Annotated in this window: 21 protein-coding genes; 20 read left to right on the forward strand and 1 reads right to left on the reverse strand. The window is 62.5% G+C overall.

The window, feature by feature from the left end:
• The 10 genes from mraY (at position 1) to RY831_RS08520 (ending at position 11,448) form a co-directional block, all read left to right on the forward strand.
• Positions 1–1,170, forward strand: a complete 1,170-nt coding sequence (mraY, locus tag RY831_RS08475) for a phospho-N-acetylmuramoyl-pentapeptide-transferase (protein ID WP_326505891.1) — start codon at positions 1–3, stop codon at positions 1,168–1,170.
• 24 nt (positions 1,171–1,194) lie between these two features.
• Positions 1,195–2,694 carry a UDP-N-acetylmuramoyl-L-alanine--D-glutamate ligase gene (gene murD, locus RY831_RS08480; protein ID WP_326505995.1) on the forward strand — a complete coding sequence of 500 codons (1,500 nt, stop codon included), beginning with the start codon at positions 1,195–1,197 and terminating at the stop codon, positions 2,692–2,694.
• Entirely contained in the window at positions 2,691–3,899 is a 1,209-nt protein-coding gene (gene ftsW / locus RY831_RS08485) for a putative lipid II flippase FtsW (RefSeq protein ID WP_326505892.1), read from the forward strand. Before murD ends, ftsW begins: the two co-directional genes overlap by 4 nt.
• On the forward strand, positions 3,896–4,990 hold the full coding sequence (gene murG, locus RY831_RS08490; RefSeq protein ID WP_326505893.1) for an undecaprenyldiphospho-muramoylpentapeptide beta-N-acetylglucosaminyltransferase: 1,095 nt from the start codon (positions 3,896–3,898) through the stop codon (positions 4,988–4,990). The genes ftsW and murG overlap by 4 nt, the downstream gene beginning before the upstream one ends.
• On the forward strand, positions 4,987–6,369 hold the full coding sequence (gene murC, locus RY831_RS08495; RefSeq protein WP_326505894.1) for a UDP-N-acetylmuramate--L-alanine ligase: 1,383 nt from the start codon (positions 4,987–4,989) through the stop codon (positions 6,367–6,369). Before murG ends, murC begins: the two co-directional genes overlap by 4 nt.
• A 72-nt stretch (positions 6,370–6,441) precedes the next feature.
• Entirely contained in the window at positions 6,442–7,413 is a 972-nt protein-coding gene (locus RY831_RS08500; RefSeq protein ID WP_326505895.1) for a D-alanine--D-alanine ligase, read from the forward strand.
• A gap of 17 nt (positions 7,414–7,430) precedes the next feature.
• Positions 7,431–8,204 (forward strand): cell division protein FtsQ/DivIB, encoded by a 774-nt coding sequence (locus RY831_RS08505; RefSeq protein WP_326505896.1) that lies wholly within the window; start codon positions 7,431–7,433, stop codon positions 8,202–8,204.
• A gap of 2 nt (positions 8,205–8,206) precedes the next feature.
• Positions 8,207–9,439, forward strand: a complete 1,233-nt coding sequence (gene ftsA / locus RY831_RS08510; RefSeq protein ID WP_326505897.1) for a cell division protein FtsA — start codon at positions 8,207–8,209, stop codon at positions 9,437–9,439.
• 104 nt (positions 9,440–9,543) lie between these two features.
• On the forward strand, positions 9,544–10,728 hold the full coding sequence (ftsZ, locus tag RY831_RS08515; RefSeq protein WP_326505898.1) for a cell division protein FtsZ: 1,185 nt from the start codon (positions 9,544–9,546) through the stop codon (positions 10,726–10,728).
• A 213-nt stretch (positions 10,729–10,941) separates the two neighbouring features.
• The gene (locus RY831_RS08520; protein WP_326505899.1) at positions 10,942–11,448 is read left to right on the forward strand and encodes a peroxiredoxin; all 507 of its coding nucleotides are present in this window, start codon (positions 10,942–10,944) and stop codon (positions 11,446–11,448) included.
• Positions 11,449–11,530: 82 nt separating this feature from the next.
• Here the strand turns inward: RY831_RS08520 and RY831_RS08525 are convergent, their stop codons facing one another.
• A complete protein-coding gene (locus RY831_RS08525) occupies positions 11,531–12,298 on the reverse strand; it encodes a DeoR/GlpR family DNA-binding transcription regulator (RefSeq protein WP_326505900.1) in 768 nt (255 codons plus the stop codon).
• A 155-nt stretch (positions 12,299–12,453) separates the two neighbouring features.
• On the opposite strand from RY831_RS08525, the gene glpD reads away from it, so the two are divergent.
• From glpD to RY831_RS08575, 10 genes are all read left to right on the forward strand, one after another.
• The gene (glpD, locus tag RY831_RS08530; RefSeq protein WP_326505901.1) at positions 12,454–14,004 is read left to right on the forward strand and encodes a glycerol-3-phosphate dehydrogenase; all 1,551 of its coding nucleotides are present in this window, start codon (positions 12,454–12,456) and stop codon (positions 14,002–14,004) included.
• An 87-nt stretch (positions 14,005–14,091) separates the two neighbouring features.
• A complete protein-coding gene (locus RY831_RS08535; RefSeq protein WP_326505902.1) occupies positions 14,092–15,192 on the forward strand; it encodes an ABC transporter ATP-binding protein in 1,101 nt (366 codons plus the stop codon).
• Between the two features lie 2 nt (positions 15,193–15,194).
• Positions 15,195–16,280: an ABC transporter ATP-binding protein gene (locus RY831_RS08540; protein ID WP_326505903.1), complete on the forward strand. Its 1,086-nt coding sequence runs from the start codon at positions 15,195–15,197 to the stop codon at positions 16,278–16,280.
• A 1-nt stretch (position 16,281) separates the two neighbouring features.
• On the forward strand, positions 16,282–17,151 hold the full coding sequence (locus tag RY831_RS08545) for a carbohydrate ABC transporter permease (protein WP_326505904.1): 870 nt from the start codon (positions 16,282–16,284) through the stop codon (positions 17,149–17,151).
• On the forward strand, positions 17,151–17,954 hold the full coding sequence (locus tag RY831_RS08550; RefSeq protein ID WP_326505996.1) for a carbohydrate ABC transporter permease: 804 nt from the start codon (positions 17,151–17,153) through the stop codon (positions 17,952–17,954). The genes RY831_RS08545 and RY831_RS08550 overlap by 1 nt, the downstream gene beginning before the upstream one ends.
• 1 nt (position 17,955) lies before the next feature.
• Positions 17,956–18,240 (forward strand): DUF2160 domain-containing protein, encoded by a 285-nt coding sequence (locus RY831_RS08555; protein WP_326505905.1) that lies wholly within the window; start codon positions 17,956–17,958, stop codon positions 18,238–18,240.
• 82 nt (positions 18,241–18,322) lie between these two features.
• Complete coding sequence (locus RY831_RS08560; protein ID WP_326505906.1) at positions 18,323–20,047, forward strand: ABC transporter substrate-binding protein; 1,725 nt, start codon at positions 18,323–18,325, stop codon at positions 20,045–20,047.
• 156 nt (positions 20,048–20,203) lie between these two features.
• Positions 20,204–21,688: a glycerol kinase GlpK gene (glpK, locus tag RY831_RS08565; protein WP_326505907.1), complete on the forward strand. Its 1,485-nt coding sequence runs from the start codon at positions 20,204–20,206 to the stop codon at positions 21,686–21,688.
• Positions 21,689–21,824: 136 nt separating this feature from the next.
• On the forward strand, positions 21,825–22,760 hold the full coding sequence (lpxC, locus tag RY831_RS08570) for a UDP-3-O-acyl-N-acetylglucosamine deacetylase (RefSeq protein WP_326505908.1): 936 nt from the start codon (positions 21,825–21,827) through the stop codon (positions 22,758–22,760).
• A gap of 556 nt (positions 22,761–23,316) precedes the next feature.
• Positions 23,317–26,211 carry a type VI secretion system Vgr family protein gene (locus RY831_RS08575; RefSeq protein ID WP_326505909.1) on the forward strand — a complete coding sequence of 965 codons (2,895 nt, stop codon included), beginning with the start codon at positions 23,317–23,319 and terminating at the stop codon, positions 26,209–26,211.
• Positions 26,212–26,587 lie beyond the last annotated feature (376 nt).

The raw sequence follows: 26,587 nt of genomic DNA on the forward strand, positions 1-26,587 counted from the left end.
ATGCTGCTCTGGCTGGCGCAATACTTTCAACAAGACTTAAATACGCTGCGGGTCTTCAACTTCATCACCTTCCGCGCGGTGTTCGCCACGCTGACGGCGCTTGTCATCGGGCTCATCGCAGGTCCCGCCATGATTCGCATGCTGACCCGCATGAAGGTCGGCCAGGCGGTGCGCACCGACGGCCCGCAGACGCACCTGATCAAGACCGGCACGCCGACCATGGGCGGCGCGCTGATCCTGCTCGCCATCGGGATCTCCACCATTCTCTGGTCCGATTTCAGCAACCGCTTCGTCTGGGTGGTGCTGGTGGTGACGCTCGGCTACGGCGCCATCGGCTGGGTCGACGACTACCGCAAGGTGGTCTACAAGAACCCGGAAGGCATGTCGTCGAAGGAAAAATATTTCTGGCAGTCGCTGATCGGCATCGCCGCCGCGATCTATCTCGCGTTTTCGGTGTCGGCGCCGACCAATACCCAGGTGCTGAACCTGTTCTTGGAGTGGGTAAGCTCAGGCTTCAACCTCGCCTTGCCGCCCAAGGCCGACCTGATCGTCCCCTTTTTCAAGACCATCAGCTACCCGCTCGGCGTCTGGGGCTTCATCGCGCTGACCTACTTCGTCATCGTCGGCACCAGCAATGCGGTGAACCTGACCGACGGCCTCGACGGCCTCGCCATCATGCCGACCGTGATGGTCGGATCGGCGCTCGGACTCATTGCCTACCTCACAGGCAGCGCAATGTACTCGAAATACCTCTTTATTCCTCACATTCCCGGCGCCGCCGAGCTGTTAATCTTCTGTGGCGCGATGGCAGGCGCGGGGTTGGCGTTCCTGTGGTTCAACGCCCATCCGGCGCAGGTGTTCATGGGCGACGTCGGCGCGCTGGCGCTGGGCGGCGCGCTCGGCACGGTCGCTGTCATCGTGCGCCAGGAAATCGTCCTGTTCATCATGGGTGGCATCTTCGTGGTGGAAACGCTGTCGGTGATGCTGCAGGTGGGCTATTTCAAGTATTCGAAGAAGCGGTATGGAGTCGGGCGCCGCATTTTGCTGATGGCGCCGCTGCATCACCACTTTGAACAAAAGGGATGGAAAGAGACCAAGGTCGTGGTGCGCTTCTGGATCATCACGATGATGCTGGTGCTGTTCGGTCTCTCAACTTTGAAGCTGCGGTAAATGGAAGGCTGCGTGGAAAACGTCGTGAACTACCAGGGGAAGAAGGTTCTCGTGCTCGGGCTCGGTGAATCCGGGCTGGCGATGGCATTGTGGCTCGCGCGCTGCGGCGCCGCGCTGCGCGTCGCCGACACCCGCGCCGAACCGGACCGCCTGCCGGCGCTGCGCGAGGTCGTTCCGGACATCGAGTTCGCCAGCGGCCCCTTCAACGCGGCGCTGGTCGAGGGCGTCGATTTTGTGGCCGTCAGCCCAGGTCTGGCGCCTAACCGTGAACTTGCGCATATCATTCCGGCCGCGCAGGAAAAGAACATTCCGCTGTGGGGCGAGATCGAGCTCTTCGCACAGGCGCTGGCCGCGCTGCGCGAGCAGCGCGCCTATGCGCCGAAAGTCATCGCCATCACCGGCACCAACGGCAAGACCACGGTTACCAGCCTGACCGGCCTGCTGTGCCGCCGCGCCGGCCTGAAAACCCAGGTCGCCGGCAACATCAGCCCGGCCGCGCTCGATGTGCTGCGCGAAGCACTCGATAAAGACGAATTGCCGCAAGCCTGGGTGCTGGAACTGTCCAGCTTCCAGCTGCACACTACCACCAGCCTGCAGGCGGACGTGGCCACCGTGCTCAACGTCACCCAGGACCATCTCGACTGGCACGGCGACATGGACGCCTACGCCGCCGACAAGGCACGCATCTTCGGTGCCGAGGGCGCCAATACCATCCGCGTGCTCAACCGCGACGATGCGCGCGTGATGCAGATGGCCGCGCCGACGGGGACCAACATCAGCTTCGGCAGCGACGAGCCCGACCAGGCCGAGTGTTTCGGGCTGGTCGATGACAACGGCATGCAATGGCTGTCCACCGCGATTGCAGCGGAAGAGGGTGAAAAACGCCGCCGCAGGAAGGACAGCGTCGAATTGCCGGTCATCGTCAACCGCCTGATGCCGGCCGACGCGCTCAAGATCCGCGGCCAGCACAATGCCGTCAACGCGCTGGCCGCGCTGGCGCTGTGCCGCGCGATCGGCCTGCCGCTGGCGCCGCTGCTGCACGGCCTGCGCGAATACCGGGGCGAACCGCACCGGGTCGAACTGATCGCCACCGTCGCCGGCATCGACTATGTCGACGACAGCAAGGGCACCAATGTCGGCGCCACCGTTGCTGCCCTGGTCGGCCTTGGCGTCAACCAGAACAGCAGGCGCCTGGTGCTGATCGCCGGCGGCGACGGCAAGGGACAGGACTTCACGCCGCTGGCCGAGCCGGTTGCGAAATACGTGCGCGCCGTCGTCCTGATCGGCAAGGATGCCGCCGAGATCCGTGCCGCGATTGCTGGCACAGGCGTTGAAGCCATCGACTGCGCCACCCTGGAAGAAGCCGTGCAGAAGGCGACCGAGCTTGCCCGCGAAGGCGATTCGGTGCTGCTGTCGCCGGCCTGCGCCAGCCTCGACATGTTCCGCAACTACGCGCACCGCGCCGAGGTATTCATCGACGCGGTCCGTGAAATCGGACTCGCCCGCGGCGAGGTGATTGCATGAAGTTCGCGCTGCCATCCTTTTCCTCGCCCGCCGAGAAGGCGCCGATCCCGGGCGTCGTCCAGCGTTCGCGGATGATGGAATACGACCAGCCGCTGGTCTGGGTCGTGGTCCTGCTGATGCTGTTTGGCATGGTGATGGTCTATTCGGCATCGATCGCCTTGCCCGACTCGCCGAAATATGCCAACTACAAGAACACGCATTTCCTGATGCGCCAGGCAAGTTTCATATCGATAGCGATGATCGCAGGCCTGCTGGCCTTCCGCGTACGCATCGCCACCTGGCAGCGTCTGGCACCCTATCTTTTCGTCGCAACCATGGTGCTGCTGGTACTGGTGCTCGTGCCCGGCGTCGGCAAGGGCGTCAACGGCGCGCGCCGCTGGTTGTCGCTCAAGATATTCAACCTGCAGCCGTCGGAAATGATGAAGCTGTTCGTGGTGCTGTACGCCGCCGACTACACGGTGCGCAAGCAGCAGTACATGCACAAGCTGACCAAGGGATTCCTGCCGATGACGGTGGCGATCGGTTTCGTCGGCCTGCTGCTGCTGCTCGAGCCCGATCTCGGTGCCTTCGGCGTGATCGTCTGCATCGCGATGGGCATCCTGTTCTTGGGCGGCATCAACGGCATCTGGTTCGGCGGCATCGGCGCCACGCTGGTCGGCATCTTCACCATGGTGATCGTGCTGTCGCCCTGGCGGCGCGAGCGCATCTTCGCCTACCTCAATCCCTGGACCGAGGAAAACGCGCTCGGCAAGGCCTACCAGCTGTCGCATTCGCTGATCGCTTTCGGCCGTGGCGAGCTGTTCGGCGTCGGCCTCGGCGGCAGCGTGGAAAAGCTGCATTACCTGCCGGAAGCCCATACCGACTTCCTGCTGGCGGTGATCGGCGAGGAGCTCGGCTTCGTCGGCGTCATCGTCGTGATCGCAATGTTCTACTGGATCGTCAAGCGATCCTTCGAAATCGGCCGCCAGGCGATCGCCATGGACCTGACCTTCGCCGGACTCGCCGCCAAGGGCATCGGCATCTGGATCGGCGTGCAGACCTTCATCAACATGGGTGTGAACCTCGGCCTGCTGCCGACCAAGGGCCTGACCCTGCCGCTGATGAGCTACGGCGGCTCGGGCGTGGTGCTGAACTGCGTCGGACTCGCGATCCTGCTGCGCATCGATTATGAAAACCGCGTGCTGATGCGGGGAGGGCGCATATGAAACAAGTTCAGCACGCAAAGCGCCTGATGATCATGGCGGCCGGCACCGGCGGCCATATCTTCCCCGGCCTCGCCATCGCGCAGACCATGCAGGCGCGCGGCTGGGAAGTCAGCTGGCTCGGCACCATGCACGGCATGGAGCGCGAGATCGTGCCGAAGCACCGCATCGCAATGGATTCGATCGATTTCGCGGGACTGCGCGGCAAGGGCATCAAGCACACCCTGCGCGGCGTGGTCAAGATGGCGGCTGGCTTCGCCTCCTGCTTCAGCATCATCGGCCGGCGCAAGCCGAGCGTGGTGCTGGGCATGGGCGGCTACGTGACCGTCCCCGGCGGCATGATGGCAAAACTGCGCGGCGTGCCGCTGGCGCTGGTCAATGCCGACGCCGCCCTGCTGCTGTCGAACAAGACGCTGGCGCCTGCCGCGCAGCGGGTGCTGTTCGGCTTCCCGGCCGATTTCGGCAGCGCCGCTTCCAAGGCGCTGGTCACCGGCAACCCGGTGCGCCAGGAAATCATCGACGTGCCGGCGCCGGAACAGCGCTATGCGGCGCGCACCGGCCCGCTCAAGCTGCTGGTGGTGGGCGGCAGCCTCGGCGCCAAGGCCCTGAACGACTGCCTGCCGGCGGCGCTGGCCATGATCCCGGAAGGCATCCGGCCGGTCGTCACCCATCAGTCGGGCAAGCTGCATATTGAAGTCCTGCGCACCGCGTACCAAAACGCGCAGGTGCAGGCCGAAGTGGTCGACTTCATCGACGACATGCCGCGCCGCTACGCGGAAGCCGACCTGGTGATCTGCCGCGCCGGCGCGATCACCGTGTCGGAGCTGACCGCGGCCGGCGTGCCCAGCGTGCTGGTGCCGCTGGTCGCATCGACCACGTCGCATCAACGAGACAACGCACAGTGGATGGCCAAACAGCAGGCCGCCATCCATTTGCCGCAAGGCGAACTGACGCCCCAGAAACTGGCGGATCTACTGCAATCGATGACGCGCGAGCGCTGCCTGGCCATGGGCCAGGCCGCTTACCGCATCGGACGGCGCGAGGCCAATGAAGCCATCGCCAACGTACTGGAAGAACTGGCAAACAGAGCATGAAGCACAAAGTCAAAAACATTCATTTCGTCGGCATCGGCGGTTCGGGCATGAGCGGCATCGCGGAAGTGCTGCTCAACCTCGGCTATACCGTATCGGGCTCCGACCTCGGCAGCAATGCCGCCACCAAGCGCCTGGTCGAACTCGGCGCCAAGGTGACGCAGGGCCACGCCGCCGAGAACGTCCAGCATGCCGACGCCATCGTCACCTCGACTGCGGTCAAGGGCGACAATCCGGAAGTCCTCGCCGCCCGCGCCAAGCACATTCCCATCGTGCCGCGCGCGGTCATGCTGGCTGAACTGATGCGCCTGAAGCAGGGCATCGCCATCGCCGGCACCCACGGCAAGACCACCACCACCAGCCTGGTCGCCAGCGTGCTGGCCGAGGGCGGGCTCGATCCCACCTTCGTCATCGGCGGCCGCCTCAACAGCGCCGGTGCCAATGCCAAGCTGGGCGCGGGCGATTTCATCGTCGCCGAGGCGGACGAATCGGATGCGTCCTTCCTCAACCTGTCGCCGTGCATCGAAGTCATCACCAACATCGATGCCGACCACATGGAGACCTACGATCACAGCTTCGCCAAGCTCAAGCAGGCCTTCGTCGAATTCACGCAGCGCCTGCCGTTCTACGGCGTGGTCATGCTGTGCATCGACGACGCCAGCGTGCGCGAGATCATGCCCTTCATTTCCAAGCCCATCCTGACCTACGGTTTCCACCAGGATGCGCAGGTGCGCGCGACGGACGCGAAGGCAATCGACGGCAAGATGGAATTCACCGTGCTGCAGCAGGGTTATGCGCCGCTGACGGTGCAGCTGAACCAGCCCGGCATGCACAATGTGCAGAACGCCTGCGCCGCGATTGCGATCGCGCGCGAGCTCGGCGTGGCCGACACTGCCACCCAGAAGGCCCTGCGCGAGTTCAACGGCGTCGGCCGGCGCTTCACACGCTACGGCGATATCAAGCTGCCCGACGGCGGCGCCTTCACGCTGGTCGACGATTACGGCCACCATCCGGTGGAAACCGCGGCCACGCTGGCGGCGGCGCGCGGCGCCTATCCGGGACGCCGGCTGGTGCTGGCTTTCCAGCCGCACCGCTATACCCGCACGCGCGACCTGTTCGAGGATTTCGTCAAGGTGCTGTCGAGCGCCGATGCGCTGGTGCTGGGCGAGGTCTATGCGGCGGGCGAGCAGCCCATCGTGGCCGCCGACGGCCGCGCGCTGGCGCATGCGCTGCGCGTGCTGGGCAAGGTGGAACCGATTTTCGTGGAAGACATCGCCGACATGCCGTCGACCATCATGAACATGGCCAGGGATGGCGACGTGGTGATCACGATGGGCGCGGGTTCGATCAGCGGGGTGCCGGGCAAGCTGGCGCAGGTTTGAGTTTTGAAGAAGGCGTCCCTTTCCGCACCGGCGGCAAGGGAACGGGCAGCACAATTTTTAAGCGAGTTGGACATGGCAAGTGAATTTGGAAAAGTCGGTGTTCTGTTCGGCGGTCGTTCCGCCGAGCGGGAAGTATCGCTGATGTCCGGCAAGGGCGTCCTGGCGGCGCTGCGCAGCAAGGGCATCGATGCGCACGGCTTTGATCCGGCGGAGCGCAGCATCGCCGAACTGGCGGCGGAGAAGTTCGACCGCGTGTTCATCGCGCTGCACGGCCGCTACGGCGAGGACGGCACGCTGCAGGGCGTGCTGGAGCAGCTCGGCCTGCCCTATACCGGCTCCGGCGTGATGGCGTCCTCGATCGGCATGGACAAGGTGATGACCAAGCGCATCTGGCTCAGCCTTGGATTGCCGACGCCGCGCTTCATCGTGCTCGATTCCAAGGACGCGACCCATGATGAACTGCGCAAGGTGCCCGACGAACTCGGCCTGCCGCTGATGCTGAAGGCGCCGCACGAAGGTTCGACCATCGGCATCAGCAAGGTGATCGGCTATTCCGAGATGCAGAGCGGCTTCGACCTGTGCGCGAAATACGACGACGTGGTGCTGGCCGAGGAATTCATCACCGGCCGCGAACTGACGGTTCCGGTACTGGGCACCGGCCGCAACGCGCGTGCATTGCCGATCGTCGAGATCCGCGCGCCGCAGGGCAATTACGACTATGAACACAAGTACTTCAGCGACGACACCCAGTACCTGTGCCCGGCGCCGCTGGACGCGGAACTGACCAAGCGCATCCAGTCGCTGGCGGTGCGCGCATTCAATGCGGTGGGCAGCTCGGGCTGGGCACGCGTCGATTTCATGCTGCGCGCCGCCGACAATGAGCCTTTCCTGCTGGAGATCAATACATCGCCGGGCATGACCGGACATTCTCTCGTGCCGATGGCGGCGAAGGCGGCGGGCGTGAGCTATGAAGACCTGTGCGTCGAGATCCTGCGTTCCGCGGACCTCGACCTGATACCGTCGCAAGACTGGAAACCGGCGTAAGGAAAAGAGCATAAACCATGTGGCACGACGTCCGAATGCTCAATGCAACCACCAACACCCTGCTAGGGCTGCTGGTGCTGAGCCTGCTCGGCTCGGGCTTGTGGTGGGTTGCGCATCGGCCGATGTTCACGCTCAAGACGATTCATGTCGAAGGTGTCGGCGAAACGCAGCTGCGGCACGTTAATGCCTCCACGGTGCGCACCGCCGCGGTGCCGCGCATCAAGGGCAACTTCTTCACCACCGACCTCGATGCGGTGCGGCAGGCGTTCGAAGCGGTGCCCTGGGTGCGAAAGGCGGCGGTCCGCCGCGAATGGCCGAACAAGCTGATCGTGCAGGTGGAGGAGCATCGGCCGCTCGCCACCTGGGGCGATGAAGGCAAGCTGGTCTCGGTCAAGGGCGACATTTTCACCGCCAACCTGGACGAGGCGGAAGAAGACGGCGCGCTGCCCGAGTTCGCCGGACCGGACGGCAGCGAGAAGGAGATCGTCGCGCGCTACCGCGAACTGACCGAATGGTTCAAGCCGGTCAGCCTGGTGCCCGAGAGCCTGAACCTGTCGAGCCGCTATGCATGGACGGTGAAGCTGAACAACGGCATGACGGTCGAGCTCGGCCGCGAACAGAGCAAGGCGACCTTGAAGGAGCGGGTCGACCGGCTGATCGGGGTCTACCCGCAGCTCGTCAGCCGCCTGCAGGACAAGATTGAAAGTGTGGATATGCGGTACCCGAATGGTTTGGCGTTGAAAGCGCCGGGCATCAAGTTCGCGCAGGACAGCAAAAAAGCAAAGCGATAAACATGACAAAAGACGCAAAAAACCTGATCGTCGGCCTCGACATCGGCACCTCGAAAGTGGTGGCGGTGGTGGCCGAGGTAATGCCTAACGGGAGGCATGAGGTCATCGGGCTCGGGCAGCACGAGTCCAAGGGACTGAAAAAGGGAGTGGTGGTCAACATCGAGGCGACGGTCGAGTCGATCCAGCGTGCGCTGGAGGAAGCCGAGCTGATGGCCGATTGCAAGATCAAGAACGTCTACACCGGCATCGCCGGCAGCCATATCCGCAGCTTCAATTCCAGCGGCATGGTCGCCATCAAGGACAAGGAAGTCACCTCCACCGACGTGGCGCGCGTCATCGAGACCGCGAAGGCGGTCAACATCCCGACCGACCAGCAGCTGCTGCACACGGTGCCGCAGGAATTCATCGTCGACAGCCAGGACGACGTGCGCGAGCCGATCGGCATGAGCGGCATCCGCCTCGAAGTGAAGGTGCATATCGTCACCGGCGCGGTGTCGGCGGTGCAGAACATCGTCAAGTGCGTGCGCCGCTGCGGCCTCGAAGTCTCCGACCTGATCCTGCAGCCGATGGCATCGGCCGACGCGGTGCTCACCCCCGACGAGAAGGAACTCGGCGTGGTGCTGATCGACATCGGCGGCGGCACCACAGACGTCGCCATCTTCACCGAAGGCGCGATCCGCCATACCGCCGTGATTCCGATCGCCGGCGACCAGATCACCAACGACATCGCGATGGCGCTGCGCACCCCGACCGCCGAGGCGGAGGAAATCAAGCTGCGCTTCGGCGTGGCCAAGCAGGTGCTGGCCGATCCGGGCGAGTCGCTGGAAGTGCCGGGCCTCGGCGACCGCGGTCCGCGCAGCCTGTCGCGCCAGGCGCTGGCGGCCGTGATCGAGCCGCGCGTCGAAGAATTGTTTGCCCTCGTGCACCAGGTGGTGCGCGAGTCCGGTTACGAAGAAGTTCTGTCGTCAGGCCTGGTCCTGACCGGCGGCTCGGCGATGATGCCGGGCATGGTCGAACTGGCAGAGGATATTTTCCTCAAGCCGGCGCGGCTTGGAGTGCCCGAGTACAGCGGTCAACTGGCGGACGTGGTGCGAAGCCCCCGCTATTCGACCGTGCTCGGTTTGTTGCTGGAAGCGAAGAAGCAGTACCTGCGCGGCCACATCGTTACCAGCCAGGACGGTTCGGTGAAGGCGGTCTGGCAGCGCATGAAAGAATGGTTTTTGGGTAATTTCTAACGTTTATTATTTTTGGAATCAACTGCAGTTTGCAGTGGCTAGTCGCCACACCGCGTGGTGATTATCGACTGAAAACTGCATCATCATCATCTAAGGGAGTCATCATGGAAATCGATATGATCGATAACGCAAACCTGGGCACGGTGATCAAGGTCGTCGGTGTCGGTGGCGCAGGCGGCAATGCAGTACAGCACATGATCAACAAGGGCGTGTCCGGCGTTGAATTCATCGCGGCCAACACCGATGCGCAGGCATTGGCGGAATCGAAGGCACACAACGTCATTCAGATCGGCGAAAGCGGTCTCGGCGCCGGCATGAAGCCGGAAGTCGGCCGCCAGCTGGCTGAAGAGTCCCGCGCGCGCATCCAGGACGCGCTGCGCGGCGCGCACATGGTCTTCATCGCCGCAGGCATGGGCGGCGGCACCGGCACCGGCGCGGCTCCGATCGTGGCCGAAGTCGCCAAGGAACTCGGCGCGCTGACCGTCGCCGTGGTCTCCAAGCCCTTCTCCTACGAAGGCGCCAAGTGCATGGAAATCGCCGACGAAGGCCTGGACGCGCTGTCCCAGCACGTCGACTCGCTGATCGTCATCCTCAACGAGAAGCTCGAGGAGATCTATGAAGACGACAGCATGATCGAGTGGCTGCAGCATGCCGACGACGTGCTCAACAACGCCGTTGCCGGTATCGCCGAGATCATCAATGTCCCGGGTCACATCAACGTCGACTTCAACGACGTCAAGACCATCATGGGCGAGCAGGGCAAGGCGATGATGGGTACCGCCACCGCCTCCGGCGTCGACCGTGCGCGCATCGCCGCCGAGCAGGCAGTCGCTTCGCCGCTGCTTGACGGCATCGACCTGTCCGGCGCGCGCGGCGTGCTGGTCAACGTCACTGCCAGCCGCGGCCTGAAGGGCAAGGAAATCAAGGAAGTCATGGCCACCGTGCGCGCATTCGCGGCGCCGGATGCGTCGATCGCGCAGGGCATCGCCTACGATGACAGCATGGGCGACGATATCCGCGTCACCGTGGTGGCCACCGGCCTGGGCCGCGCACGCAAGAACGTGCAGCTGGTGCAGACACCGGTCCTGCGCACCGGTACGCACAACGAGCCGATCATGCAGGGCGGCCTGATGGGCCAGGGCTCGGCACAGGGCGCCGGCGCGTTCCAGGGCTTGAACAAGCCTGCCGTCTGGCGTCGCGAGTCGGCTTCCGACACCGTGCGCGCTCTGGAGAAGAACGGCATGGAAACCTACGACATACCGGCTTTCCTGCGCAAGCAAGCCGACTAAGCTGTCTTCGGCCCGAACCTGCCTGTCCGGTGTCATGCAGGACAGGCAATAACAGGGCATACTGCGGTCTGGACGCCGCGCCCCTCGTGAAAACGGGCGGCGCGGCGTTTTCATTGGCGCTGCCGGATCACATGCCGGCGCGCCCGGGTAATCAATGCCCAAGCACCACCACAGACGCTATACAACACAAGACACATTACAAGAGGACACATCATGACCATCAAAGTTGGCGACCGCCTGCCTGAAGGCACTCTTTCGGAATTCATCGAAGTGGAATCGGAAGGCTGTTCGCTCGGCCCGAACACCTTCAACGTCGGCGAGCTGGCCAAGGGCAAGAAGATCGCGGTCTTCGGCCTGCCGGGCGCCTTTACCCCGACCTGCTCGGCCAAGCACGTACCGGGCTATATCGCCAATGCCGATCAGCTCAAGGCCAAGGGTGTCAATGAAATCTGGTGCATCTCGGTCAATGATCCCTTCGTGATGGGCGCATGGGGCCGCGAGCAGAAGGCTGTCGGCACCGTGCGCATGATGGCCGACGGCAATGCCGCCTTCACCAAGGCGCTGGGCCTGGATGCGGATTTCGCGAAGTTCGGCATGGGCACGCGCTCGCAGCGCTACTCGATGCTGGTCGAGGATGGCGTGGTCAAGCAGCTGAACCTGGAAGAGCCGGGCAAGTTCGAAGTCTCGAATGCGGAAACCCTGCTGAAGCAGCTGGCTTAAGTCTTCTGAAGTTGTAATTCGACGGGCCGGGGAGTGCAAGCTCTCCGGCCCTTGCTTTTTGCGTTATCAAAACCGCTTGGCTTCAGGCGGTCGGCGCCACCACCACTTTCACCTGCGCCTCCTTCAACACCTTCATCAGGGCTTCCGGCGGCTTCGCATCGGTAAACAGCATGTCCACCTGCGACAGGTGCGCCATCCGCACCAGCGCCTGCCGCCCGAACTTGTCGCGATCGGCGACCAGCCACACCTCGCGCGACTGTTCAATGATGGTCTGCGCCACCTTGACTTCCCGCGCGTCGAAATCGCGCAGCGTGCCGTCGTCCTCGATGCTGGAAATGCCGATGATGCCGATATCAACCCGGAACTGGCGGATGAAGTCGATGGTCGCTTCGCCGACGATGCCGCGGTCGCGCCCGCGCACCACGCCGCCGGCAATGATCACTTCGCATGCCGGGTTGTCGGCGAGGATGGCCGCCACGTTCAGGTTGTTGGTCACCACATGCAGGCCATGGTGATGCGACAGCGCGCGCGCCACTTCCTCGGTGGTGGTGCCGATGTTGATCAGCAGCGAGCAGCCGGGCGGCACCTGCTTGGCCACCGCTTCGGCGATGCGCCGCTTGGCGTCGATGTTCATCACCTGGCGCTGGCTGTAGTCGATGTTCTCCACCGATGAGGGCAGGCCCACGCCGCCGTGATACCGCGCCAGCAGCTTGGCTTCCTCCATCTGCTTGACGTCGCGGCGCACCGTCTGCGGCGTCACGTCCAGTTCCTGCGCCAGGTCTTCCACCGACATCGTTACACGCTGCCGCACCACTTCCAGCAAGCGCCTTTGACGTGGATTAAGCGTCATTCCATTTCTCCAGCTTCCTGTGTATTCCTCATTAAACTACTAAAACGAACAGAAACGAACAAATAAAAACAAAAATTTTGTTGATTTTGGTTCGGATGATGTCGTATCTTACGCGTTGTCATCTTACCGAGAAACCATTTCAAGGGCGAGAACGGATGGAAAACAGTCAGCACACTCTGGAGTGCGACCTGCTGGTGGTCGGCGGCGGCATCAATGGCGCGGGCATCGCGCGCGATGCCGCCGGTCGCGGCCTGTCCGTCATCCTGTGCGAAAAGGACGATCTCGCCGCGCACACCTCGTCCGCCTCGACCAAGCTGATCCACGGCGGCCTGCGCTACCTGGAACACTATGAGTTCAACCTCGTGCGCAAGGCGCTGATCGAACGGGAAGTGCTGCTGCGCTCGGCACCGCACATCATGTGGCCGCTGCGCTTCGTGATGCCGCATGACAAGGGGCAGCGGCCGGGCTGGATGATCCGCGCCGGACTGTTCCTCTACGACCGCCTCGCCCGACGCGAACTGCTGCCGGGGTCGCAAGGCGTCGACCTGCGAACGCATCCGGCGGGTGCGCCGCTCAAGCCCGAGTTCACGCGCGGCTTCGTCTATTCCGACGGCTGGGTCGACGATGCCCGCCTGGTCGTGCTCAATGCCATCGATGCCGCCGAGAGGGGCGCCAGGGTCTTTACCCGAACCGCCTGCGAATCGGCCAGCCGAGAGGACAGGGGCCAGCACTGGAACGCGAGGCTGCGCGCAGCAGGCGGGGCAGCCATCCATGTCAAGGCGCGCAGCCTGGTCAATGCCGCCGGACCCTGGACCGCGCATTTCCTGCAGAGCGCCGCGCAGCGACCGTCGGCCAAATCGCTGCGGCTGATCAAGGGCAGCCATATCGTCGTGCGCCGCCTGTTCGACCATCCCTATGCCTACATCTTTCAGCATCCGGACAGCCGCATCGTTTTCACCATTCCCTACGAGCAGGACTTCACGCTGGTCGGCACCACCGACATCGACTACCAGGGCGACGCCGGCAAGGTGGCGATCGACCGCCAGGAAATCGGCTACCTGTGCGAACTGGCGAACCGCTATTTCCGCAAGTCCATCACGCCGGACGACGTGGTCTGGAGCTATTCCGGCGTGCGGCCCCTGGTCGAGGACGAAGCCGCCAGCGCCTCCGCCGTGACGCGCGACTACCGGTTCGAATTCGACACCGACGGTGCGCCGCTGCTGTCGGTCTTCGGCGGCAAGATCACCACCTTCCGCAAGCTGGCCGAGGAAGCGGTCGACCTGCTGGCCGCGCGGCTCCCTGTACCGCAAGTGCGCAACGGCGCCTGGACCGAGCGGGCCTGCCTGCCGGGCGGCGATCTCTTCGGCGCGGTGCCGAGCAACCGTTCGGTCAGCGAGTTCGGCGGCTTCGTGCAGGACATGCAGCGCAAGTATGCCTGGCTGCCGCCGTCGCTGGTAATGCGCTATGCGCGCGCCTACGGCACCCGCATCCATGCGCTGCTGGAAGGACGCACCCGCATTGCCGACATGGGCGAAGAACTCGCCCCCGGCCTGTTCGCCGCCGAAGTGATTTACCTGATGCAAATCGAATGGGCGACGACCGCCGGCGACATCCTGTGGCGGCGCTCCAAGCTCGGTCTGCATGTGCCGGCCGGCACCGAAGCGAGGCTGGATGTGTGGATGCAGGCAAGCAGGGCGGCGGCATGAAGTAAGCCCGCGCAGGCGGTGCGGACAGCGCAGGCAAACACAAGCAAACACAAGAATCGACAAGAAAACAGCTAGGAGACAGACAGCGTGCACTTGGCATTGGAAAACGTCAGCAAGAAGCAGGGCGCGGAAGATCACATCTATCCGCTGTCGCTTGCGCTGGTACCCGGCACCATCAACGTGCTGCTGGGAACCACGCGCGCGGGCAAGACATCGCTGATGCGGCTCATGGCAGGACTCGACCGGCCGAGCGGCGGCCGCGTGCTGGCCGGCGGCAAGGATGTCACCGGAGTGCCGGTGCGCGAGCGCGACCTGGCCATGGTCTACCAGCAGTTCATCAACTATCCCTCGTTCACCGTGTTCGACAACATTGCCTCGCCGCTGCGCATCAAGCGCGTGCCGGAAGCGGAGGTGAAAAAGCGGGTGCATGACATGGCCGAGCGCCTGCACATCACGCCTTACCTGCAGCGTTCGCCGGCGGAACTGTCCGGCGGCCAGCAGCAGCGCACCGCGCTGGCGCGGGCGCTGATCAAGGAAGCCGGCCTGCTGCTGCTCGACGAGCCGCTGGTCAATCTCGATTACAAGCTGCGCGAGGAACTGCGCCGCGAACTGACCGAACTCTTTTCCGAAGGCAGGACCACGGTCGTCTATGCGACCACCGAGCCGCTGGAAGCGCTGCAGCTCGGCGGCCATGTCGCCGTCCTGCATGAAGGCCGGCTGCTGCAGCACGGCCCGACGGTCGATGTGTTCAACACGCCCAACTCCATCCAGGCGGCGCGCACCTTCAGCGATCCGCCGATCAACCTGATCCCGGCCAGCATCGACGCCGACGGCCGTGCGCGGCTGGGCAACGAATTGACACTACCCCTGAACGCCGCGCAGCTGCAGGCCGCCGCCAGGCATCCGCACCTGGTGGCCGGCATCCGCGCGCACAGCCTGCACCTGCATGCCAGCCATGCCGAAGATGTGGCCATCGAGGCGCAGGTCGAGCTGTCGGAAATCAGCGGCTCGGAAACCTATATTCACGTGCACCGCGGAAGCATCGGCCTGGTCGCGCAATTGCCCGGGGTGCACGACCTGGAAATCGGGTCGCGCTGCAGCCTGTATTGCCGGCCGGAGGACCTGTTCCTGTTCGCTCCCGATGGCACATTGCTGTTCGCACCTGCGCAGACAGGGACGGGAGCATAGCCATGGCCCGCATTGAACTCAGAGAATTGGCCCACGCCTACAAGCCCAATCCGAGCGGGCCGGCCGACTACGCGCTGCGCCCGATGGACATGCAATGGGACGACGGCGGCGCCTATGCGCTGCTCGGCCCGTCCGGCTGCGGCAAGACCACGCTGCTCAACATCATTTCCGGCCTGGTGCGACCCTCGCACGGAAGGGTGCTGTTCGACGGCAAGGATGTGACCGACCTGCCGCCGGAAGCGCGCAATATCGCACAGGTATTCCAGTTCCCGGTCATCTACGACACCATGACCGTATTCGACAACCTCGCCTTCCCGCTGCGCAACCGCGGCTGGAAGACGGCCGACATCAACCGCCGCGTGCAGCAGGTCGCCGAGATGCTGGAACTGACGCCGGACCTGAAGCATCGCGCCAGCGGCCTGTCGGTCGATGCGAAGCAAAAGATTTCCCTCGGGCGCGGACTGGTGCGGCCGGATGTCGCCGCCGTGCTGTTCGACGAACCGCTCACCGTGATCGATCCGCACCTGAAATGGCTGCTGCGCCGCAAGCTCAAGGAAATCCATCATGAGCTCAAGCTGTCGCTGATCTATGTGACGCATGACCAGGTCGAGGCACTGACCTTCGCCGACAAGGTGGTGGTGATGACCCAGGGCGAAGTGGTGCAGCAGGGCAGCGCGCAGGAACTGTTCGAGCAGCCGGCGCATACCTTCGTCGGCTACTTCATCGGCAATCCCGGCATGAACCTGCTGCCGTGCCTGGTGCGCGACGGCGTCGCGCATATCGACGGCGCCAGCATCCCGCTCGGAGCCGCCACCAACGCGGCGCTGCAGGGAGCGCAAGGCAAGATCACGCTCGGCATCCGGCCGGAGTTCATCGAATGCGAAGCGCTGCCGCAGCCCGGCACGATCGCCGCCACCGCCACCGCGGTACGCAACCTGGGCACGCATGTGCTCGCCGAGTTCCGGCTTGGGGATCATGTGATCGCCGCCAAGCTGCGGCGTCTCGACGCCAGGGCGGGCGACGCAGTGCATCTGCGCCTGCCGGCGGAACGCACACTGTATTACGTCAACGACAAGCGGGTGGCCTGACATGAAAACCCATAATAACCGCGCCTGGTTCCTCATTCTCCCGGTGATCCTCTGCGTCGCCTTCTCGGCCATCGTGCCGCTGATGACCATCGTCAACTATTCGGTGCAGGACATCCTCGGCCCGACCCAGCAGGTGTTCGTCGGCACCGAATGGTTCAAGATGGTGATGCGCGACAGCGAACTGCATGGCGCGCTGTACCGGCAGCTGCTGTTCTCGCTGTCGGTGCTCGCGATCCAGATCCCGCTCGGCATCCTGATCGCGCTGACCATGCCGGCGCAGGGCTGGAAAGCCTCTCTGTCGCTGGTGCTGATCGCCTTGCCGCTGCTCATCCCCTGGAACGTGGTCGGCACCATCTGGCAAATCTTCGGCCGCGGCGATATCGGCCTGCTCGGCTACGGCCTGAACAGCGTCGGCATGGACTACAACTACACCGGCGATTCGCTCGATGCCTGGATCACCGTGCTGGTGATGGATATCTGGCACTGGACGCCCCTCGTCGTGCTGCTCTGCTACGCCGGCCTGCGCGCCATTCCCGATGCCTATTACCAGGCGGCGCGCATCGACGGCGCCTCGCGCTGGGCGGTGTTCCGCTTCATCCAGCTGCCCAAGCTGCGCAATGTATTGATGATCGCGGTGCTGCTGCGTTTCATGGACAGTTTCATGATCTATACCGAACCTTTCGTATTGACCGGCGGCGGCCCCGGCAATGCCACCACCTTCCTGTCGCAATACCTGACGCAGAAGGCGGTCGGCCAGTTCGACCTGGGACCGGCGGCAGCCTTCTCGCTGATCTACTTCCTGATCATTCTGCTGTTCTGCTTTGTGCTCTACAACTGGATGCAGCGCGTCGGCACGGGAGACCAGAAATGATGACCAAACGCCTGACCTCGCCTATCCTGATCGTCTACCTGCTGCTGTCGCTGCTGCCGATCTACTGGATGCTCAACATGTCCCTCAAGACCAATGAGGAGATCACGGGCGCCCTGACGATGTGGCCTAGCAACCTGACCTTCGACAACTTCAAGACCATCTTCACCGATCCGTCCTGGTATGACGGCTACATCAATTCCATCATCTATGTCGCCATCAACATGGTGCTGTCGGTGGCAGTGGCCCTGCCGGCGGCCTATGCGTTCTCGCGCTACTCCTTCCTCGGCGACAAGCACCTGTTCTTCTGGCTGCTGACCAACCGCATGACGCCGCCTGCGGTGTTCCTGCTGCCGTTCTTCCAGCTGTATTCGACCGTCGGCCTGATGGACACCCACCTGGCGGTGGCGCTGGCGCACATGGTGTTCAACGTGCCGCTCGCGGTATGGATACTCGAAGGCTTCATGTCCGGCATTCCGAAGGAAATCGACGAAACCGCCTACATCGACGGCTACAGCTTCCCGAAATTCTTCATCCGCATTTTCCTGCCGATGATCAAGTCGGGGGTCGGCGTGACGATGTTCTTCTGCTTCATGTTCAGCTGGGTGGAATTGCTGCTGGCGCGCACGCTGACTTCGGTCAATGCCAAGCCGATCGCGGCGACCATGACGCGCACGGTATCGGCGGCCGGCATGGACTGGGGCGTGCTTGCCGCCGCCGGCGTGCTGACCATCGTGCCCGGCGCGCTGGTGATCTGGTTCGTGCGGCATTACATCGCCAAGGGCTTTGCGATGGGGAGGGTGTGACATGGAAAACATGCTTGCCTGGATGGCCTGGACGCCGCCGGTGGCGATCTTCTTCAGCGCGATCGTGCTGATGCTGATCGGCATGACGATCTGGGAACTGCGCGCGCCGAGCGTGGAGCGCAAGGGCTTTTTGCCGATCAGCACCACGCGCGGCGACCGCCTGTTCATCGGCCTGCTCACTGCCGCCTACGTCAACCTGGTGTGGGCCGGCATGACCGAGCTGCACCAGGCCATCGGTGCTGCAATCGGATTCGTGGTGTTGCTGGTTGTGATGCGCTGGGGTTGACCCGCGCCGCGGCACGGGCGGAAAACTTTCCCGCCGCCCCGTGTTTTCTGTCTACGGGAAGGTCACAAAAAGAGGTGGAGATATGAGAGTGAAACTGACAGCAATAGCGGCTGCGGCGATGCTGGCATCGGGCGCAAGCTGGGCCGACATGAAGGCTGCCGAGAAATGGGTGGACCAGGAATTCCAGCCGTCCACATTGAACAAGCAGCAGCAGCTTGAAGAGATGAAGTGGTTCATCGCCGCCGCGGAGAAACTCAAGGCAAAGGGCGTCAAGGAAATCAACGTGGTGTCGGAAACCATCGATACCCACGTCTATGAATCGAAGACGCTGGCCAAGGCCTTCACCGAAATCACCGGCATCACCGTCCGGCATGACCTAATCCAGGAAGGCGACGTCGTCGAGAAGCTGCAGACCTCGATGCAGTCGGGCAAGAGCATCTACGACGGCTGGATTTCCGACTCCGACCTGATCGGCACCCATTACCGCTACGGCGCCATCGAGCCGCTGTCCGACTACATGAGCGGCAAGGGCAAGGAATTCACCAATCCCGGCCTCGACCTCAAGGATTTCATCGGCACCAGCTTCACCACCGCGCCCGACGGCAAGCTGTACCAGCTGCCCGACCAGCAGTTCGCCAATCTCTACTGGTTCCGCGCCGACTGGTTCGAGCGCCAGGACCTGAAGGACAAGTTCAAGGCCAAGTATGGCTACGACCTCGGCGTGCCGGTCAACTGGTCGGCCTATGAAGACATCGCCAACTTCTTCACCAACGACATCAAGGAAATCGACGGCAAGAAGGTCTACGGCCACATGGACTACGGCAAGAAGGATCCGTCGCTGGGCTGGCGCTTCACCGATGCCTGGCTGTCGATGGCCGGCACCGCCGACAAGGGCATTCCGAATGGCCAGCCTGTCGACGAGTGGGGCATCCGCGTCGCCGACGACAAGTGCACCCCTGTCGGCGCTTCGGTCGCGCGTGGCGGCGCCACCAATTCGCCGGCGGCGGTGTATGCGCTGACCAAGTATGTCGACTGGATGAAGAAGTACGCGCCGCCGCAGGCCAATGGCATGACCTTCTCCGAAGCCGGCCCGGTGCCGGGGCAGGGCGAGATCGCGCAGCAGATCTTCTGGTACACCGCGTTCACAGCCCCGATGACCAAGGCCGCCGCCGTCATCAACCAGGACGGCACGCCGAAATGGCGCATGGCGCCCGGCCCGCACGGCCCGTACTGGAAGGAGGGCATGCAGAACGGCTACCAGGACGTCGGCTCCTGGACCTTCTTCAAGTCGACGCCGGATGACCGCAAGGCCGCCGCCTGGCTGTATGCGCAGTTCGTCAATGCCAAGACCACGTCGCTGAAGAAATCGATCGTCGGCGTCACCTTCGTGCGCGACTCCGACATCCGCCACGAGTACTTCACCAAGAACGCGGCCAAGTACGGCGGCCTGATCGAGTTCTACCGCAGCCCGGCGCGCGTGGCATGGACGCCGACCGGCACCAACGTGCCCGACTATCCGAAACTGGCCCAGCTGTGGTGGAAGAATGTCGCCACCGCGGTCACCGGCGAGAGGACTCCGCAGGCGGCGATGGATACCCTGGCCGAGGAAATGGACCAGGTGATGGCGCGGCTGCAGCGCGCTGGCATGAAGAACTGCGCGCCGAAGCTGAATGCGAAAGGCGATCCGAACAAATACCTGTCCGATACCGGCGCGCCGTGGAAGAAGCTGGCCAACGAAAAGCCGAAGGGCGAGACGATCGCCTACGACAAGCTGCTGCAGGCCTGGAAGGAAGGCCGCGTGAAGTAATATCATGCTGGCTTGAGTTCATGGAGGAAAGCGCGGCGCAAGCCGCGCTTTTCCATGGCGGAGTCGCAGGTGGCCGTTCTCAGTTTTAATATCAACTCGCGTCGGTTCGCTTTACATTTTAAATTTTGAAGTCGGCATCATCATGGAGTGTGTCCGGTGACTCAATACATCCTTGCCCTCGACCAGGGCACGACCAGTTCGCGCGCCATCCTGTTCGACCATGCCGGCCTTCCGCGCGGCGTCGCGCAGCGGGAGTTCCGCCAGATCTTTCCGCATTCCGGCTGGGTGGAGCACGATGCCGGCGAAATCTGGCAGAGCCAGCTGGCGGTGGCCCAGCAGGTGCTGAAGGAAAACGGCGTCAGTGCGAAGGACATCGCCGCCATCGGCATCACCAATCAGCGCGAGACCGTCGTGCTGTGGGACCGCAGCAGCGGCGAGCCGGTCGCCAATGCAATCGTCTGGCAAGACCACAGGACCGCCGGCCTGTGCGACGACTTGCGCGAGCAGGGCAAGGGCGAGATCTTCCAGAAGAAAACGGGGCTGGTGGTCGATGCCTATTTTTCAGGCACCAAGCTGAAATGGCTTCTCGACAATGTGCCTGGAGCCCGCGCGCGCGCAGAGCGCGGCGAACTCGCCTTCGGCACCGTCGATTCCTGGCTGATCTACAAGCTGTGCGGACGGCATGTCGCCGACACCAGCAATGCCTCGCGCACCCTGCTGTTCAATATCCACACCATGCAATGGGATGAAGAGTTGCTGGCACTGCTCGACGTGCCGGCCAGCCTGCTGCCGGAAGTGGTGCCCAGCAGCGGCATCGTCGGCAATTGCACTGCCGAGCTGTTCGGCGCCCCGATCCCGATTGCCGGCATCGCCGGAGACCAGCAGGCCGCGACTTTCGGCCAAGCCTGCCACCAGCCCGGCATGGCCAAGAATACTTACGGCACCGGCTGCTTCATGCTGCTCAACACCGGCAGGCAGGCCATCGCCTCTCGCAACAACCTGCTGACCACGGTGGGGTGGACGCTCAACGGCCAGTCGGATTACATGCTCGAGGGCAGCGTCTTCAATGCCGGCGCGGCGGTGCAATGGCTGCGCGACGGCCTCGGCATCATCAACACCTCGGCCGAGGTGGAAGCGCTCGCGCAGAGCGTGCCCGATACCGGCGGGGTTTTCTTCGTGCCCGCATTCGCCGGCCTCGGCGCGCCGTACTGGGATGCCTATGCGCGAGGCACCATCGTCGGGATCAGCCGCGGCACCACCAAGGCCCATATCGCGCGCGCCACGCTGGCGGGAATCGCGTACCAGAGCGCCGATGTGCTGGAGGCAATGCAGCGCGATGCGGCCATCGCCCTGACCGAACTGCGCGTCGACGGCGGCGCAGCGCGCAACGACCTGCTGATGCAGTTCCAAGCCGACGTGCTCGGCGTGCCGGTGGTTCGCCCCACGGTCACCGAAACCACCTCCCTCGGGGCGGCCTATCTCGCCGGGCTTGCAGTCGGCTACTGGCAGTCCCAGGAGGAAATCGCTGCGCAGTGGCAGGTGGAAAAACGCTTCGAACCGGTGATGTCGGGCGACGAAAGGAATGAAAGGCTTGCCCAGTGGAGACGGGCGGTGCAGCGCTCGCAGCAATGGCTTGAATGATGGCCAGATGAGCAATGGCAATGCTTTCCGTGTTCACCCGATAATACGCGCCAGGAAGTACTTAAGCGTGGTGTAAGCCCAACAAGGCTTACATCCCTTAACAACTGACCCATGGGTAAGTTGTTATACTTGCGCGATGCTCACACAAAGAACCGTCAAACAACTGGTCAAGACCACCGGCGTCGGACTGCATTCCGGCACCAAGGTCGAACTCACCCTGCGCCCAGCGGCGCCCGATACCGGCATCGTCTTCCGCCGTGTCGATCTGAATCCGCCCGTTGACCTGCCCGCGAGCGCCACCGGCGTCGGCGATACCCGCATGGCTTCGGTGCTGGACCGCGACGGTGCCAGGGTGTCGACGGTCGAGCATCTGATGTCTGCCTGCGCCGGGCTCGGCATCGACAACCTGTATGTCGATGTCACCGCCGAGGAAATTCCCATCATGGACGGATCGGCAGCGTCCTTCGTCTTCCTGTTGCAGCAGGCCGGATTGCAGGAACAGACCGTTCCCAAGAAATTCATCCGGGTGAAAAAGCCGGTGGAAGTTCGCGAAGGCAAGGGAGCTCAGGAAAAATGGGCGCGTCTCGAACCGTATGACGGTTTCCGCCTGAAGTTCTTCATCGAATTCAATCATCCGGCGGTCGACGTGACCGGCCAGTATGCGGAAGTCGATTTCGAAGCGGAATCCTATGTGAAGGAAATCGCCCGCGCCCGCACATTCGGCTTCATGCAGGATGTGGAAACCCTGCGTGGCATGGGACTCGCGCGCGGCGGCTCCCTGGAGAACGCGATCGTGATGGATGAATACCGCATCCTCAATGCCGACGGCCTGCGCTATGAGAATGAATTCGTGCGGCACAAGATTCTCGACGCCATCGGCGACCTGTACCTGATCGGCCATCCGCTGCTGGCCAGCTACACCGCGCACAAGTCGGGCCACACCCTCAACAATCTCTTGCTGCGCGAGCTGCTGGCGCATCCCGATGCCTACGAAATCGTGACCTTCTCCACGACTGAAGGCGCTCCCCGCGCCTATGCGCAGCAGACGGGCCAGGAATGGGCTTTCAATTGAATTGATGCGATAGCCGAGTAATCGGTAACTGAGCAGCGGGTTGCATGCGAAGCACTGTTTTTAAAACTTCGACGTGGACTCGTGCATGTGAGGCGCCTTCTCGATTGGTATTTTGCTCGATTCCAAGCAGATGAGGTAGATTCTGACCGACAGGCTCAGAACAAAGGGCGCGGTTCGAATACTTGCTCAATGCCTTGCCTACAATTAAGGCAGACCTTGGCGACTGCATATCCCTTTCTATTCTTAGTACGTTCCCGTATGCGGTTTGGTCCGTTCCACATCTATTACGTTTATAGATCCGGCCCGAGGATACGTTGGGCCGGATTTCTTCATCCCGGCCCTCTCCCAGAAGTAGAGAGTGAAGACCAGCAACGCGAAAAATGAACCATTTTTCGGGCCGAATCAATATTAAAGGTAATGCAATAATTGCAAATCATTCAATTTTATTTATTGCATGTGTTACTATTAATGCAACTTTATAGCTATTAATTTATTTAACTCCTCGACAGATTAATTTGGTTTCACGTTGCAGGAGCACAATACCGGCGGAGAATCCATGTCGCTCAAGCCATTCGATGACCCGCAACAGGACCCGCTCAACGAACTCGCGCCGTCCGCCTTGCCCGCATCGTCCCTGTCCTCGCTGACTGCACTTACCGTGAGCATCGGCAAGCTCAAGCCTAGTGTCGCCAAAGCCGCCAAGGCTGCCAGTCTCGCGCAGCAAGCCGCCGAAGTGCTGCACATCGCCAGCCATCCGCTGCACGGCCACGCCATCCGCGACTTCGCGACACCCGCCACGCCGTTCTTCCCCACCTTCGCCTCCACCGAACAGGCCGACGCCGCCGAGCAAAGCCTAGCAGCACTGGCCAACATCCCCCAGTTCGCCGACACCAACCGCCTGCTGCGCTTCTACTCCCCGCTGCCGCCCGACAAGACGCTCCTCATCGACACGCTCCATGCCCATGCGGCGCTGTCCGAAGCCTTCCACATCCGCCTGCAGCTGCTCTCCACCCATGCCGGCATCGAACTCAAGGAACTCATCGGCAAGAACGTCACCATCGGCATCGAGCAGGACGACGGCAGCGAACACTACCTCAACGGCTACATCCACCACTTCGCCTTCTCCCATGCCGACGGCGGCTTCGCCTGCTACCACGCCGAAGTCCTGCCCTGGATGTCGTTTCTCTCGCACCGCGTCAACTGCCGCATCTTCCAGGACCAGACCGTCGAGCAAGTGATCGACCGCATCCTGCGCGAGGACTACCAGGGCATCGCCGATGTCCAGTTCCGCCTCGGCGGAAAGTACGAGCCCGAGAACTACATCGTCCAGTACCACGAGTCCGACGCCCAGTTCCTCGCCCGCCTGCTGGAGCGGTACGGCCTGTTTTATTTCTACGAGCACCGCGCCGATGGTCATACCCTCGTCATTTGCGACGACTCCTGCAACGCCGCCTTCTGCCCGCCGCACGAGCACTATGCCAGCGTCGAGTTCAACGGCGGCCACCGCACCCACCAGCGCGGCGGCATCACCCACCTGTCGGCCCAGCGCAGCCTGCAGCCGGCCCGCGTGGCGCTCAACACCTTCGACTTCAAGGCGCCATCCGCGCCGCAGTATGTGGAGCAGCCGACGCTGGCCAGACAAGGCGACGTGCCGCGACTGGAAATCTTCGACGGCAACCCGGCCTTTGCCTACCGCAATGCGGGCGAAGGTGCGCGCGAAGCGAAGCAGCGGCTGGAAGTGCTGGAATGGCAGGCCAAGCTGTTCGGCGGCGCCTCGGACTGCCGCAGCTTGAGCCCGGGACGCAGCTTCAAGCTGAGCGAACATCACTGGTTCGATGCCCACGACGACACCGATGCCGACTTCCTGGTCGTGTCGGTGAGCATCGACGCCAGGAACAACTTCGCCGACCGCGGCAGCGCGCCGGTATATGCCAACAGCTTCAGCTGCATCCGCCGCAAGATCCCGTACCGCCCCCGGCGCCAGCAAAGGAAGCCGCGCATGCCGGGCCCGCAGACGGCCACGGTGGTCGGTCCGAAGGGGCAGGAAATCCATACCGATGCGTATGGCCGCATCAAGGTGCAGTTCCCCTGGGACAGGTATGGCCGGCATGACGAGCGCAGTTCGTGCTGGATCCGGGTGTCACAGCCATGGGCCGGTGCCGGCTGGGGGACGGTTGCGATACCACGCATCGGCCAGGAAGTGATCATCGATTACCTGGAAGGGGACCCGGACCGGCCGATCTGCACCGGACGGTTGTACAACAGCGCGCAGCCGCTGCCGTATGCATTGCCGGGCGCAGCGCACGTAATGGGCTTCAAGAGCCGCTCGACGCCTGGCGGAGGTGGCTATTGCGAGATGGTGATCCATGACAAAAAGGGTCAGGAGCTGATCAACATCCATTCGCAGAAGGACATGGTCACGACCGTGCAGCACACGCAGGCCACAGTGGTGAACGGGCCGCACCAGACCAATACGGTGACGAACGGCTTCCAGGTGACGAAGGTGAAGAAGCGCGTGGAGCTGGAGTCGCAGACGGAGTTCATCCAGTTGAAGGCGGCGACGGAGATCGTGCTGGAGGCGGGGGCGAGCCGGATACGGATGGAAGCGAACGGGAAGATCACGATACAGGGTTTGCATGTGGATGTGATCGGGGCCAGTCGGATTGATTTGAATACGAATGAGGCCACTCAGGAGCAAGGCGGTGCAGCACCAAGTCCTGCTCGTGCCGCAGGTTTCGTACTGCCCGAATCGACATCGGGGATGGCTGGCCTGATGCAAGGTTTGCGAGGCGAGACGTCGGTGATGGAGAAGTCGTCTGCTGCGCAGACGCTGGGCAAGCATATCCGTACAGGCGGTCAGACTCTTAACGAAATGTTCAATCCGAAGGAAGTGGCACGAAGCGCATGGGAGGCCATCGACAGCGGCAATCCGGGAGAGATCGTCATGGCGGCGACTGGGTTCTTGCCGATGGGTGCGGTGGGAAAAGTGCCTAAGGCAGCAGGAAGGGTATTGGCCGGCAATGGGACTAAACTCGCAAAAGGGTCAAATGCAGCAGAACTATTCCTCAATCAATTGCCGGATCGTTTATCCGCGGAGATGGCCACTGCTAGATCGCTAGGGGTCAGCCCTGTAAAGATTGGAAGCAAGGCCTTTGATGATGTTATCAATCAAGGGACCGTGAAGTTTGTAATCACAGAGTCAGGTGAAGTCTTGGTTGTACCAAAATATGCAGCTAATGGAACGGAGATTTCTCATGCTGTGCTGTCTGATGGGAGGCCGGTTTTATCTGCAGGCGAAGCGGAAATTTTTGGGGATGCGGCAAATGGTTATCTGGGTGGATTTATCGAACCCCATAGTGGACATTTCTTGAATGGTGCTACCGCAGCGCAAAGCGCATCGGCAGAAAAAATTGCCAGAGAAGCTTTCTCAAGATCTGGCATCAACTTTTGATATAGATTAGCAATGGATATGTTCAAACAAAATTGGTCAGACATCTCGAATGAACCGATTTCTGTAGAAGCTATTCGGGCTTTGTATGTGCCGTCAGAAGCATATAGGGTCTCCCCGAATAAATATGAAGCTGGAGTGCGCTGCACGTCGAGAGCAGGTCTACCGCATCTGGTGTATGTCTTGGATGGATGCTGTAAATATCAGTTAGGCGATCGCGAGCTAACACTGTGTGCTTCGGAGTTTACTTCTTTGGTAAAGGGAGAGTACTGGTTCGAGGTGATGGGCGACACCGAAGTGAAACTAGTTAGAGTCTTCCAGATACCGCGCATCATTCCAATAAGGTAGGACTAACAAGCGCTGGCGAGATGCTGAATAA

Origin of the sequence: Noviherbaspirillum album (genome assembly GCF_035916955.1) — a bacterium.
GTDB classification, from domain to species: Bacteria; Pseudomonadota; Gammaproteobacteria; order Burkholderiales; family Burkholderiaceae_D; genus Noviherbaspirillum; species Noviherbaspirillum album.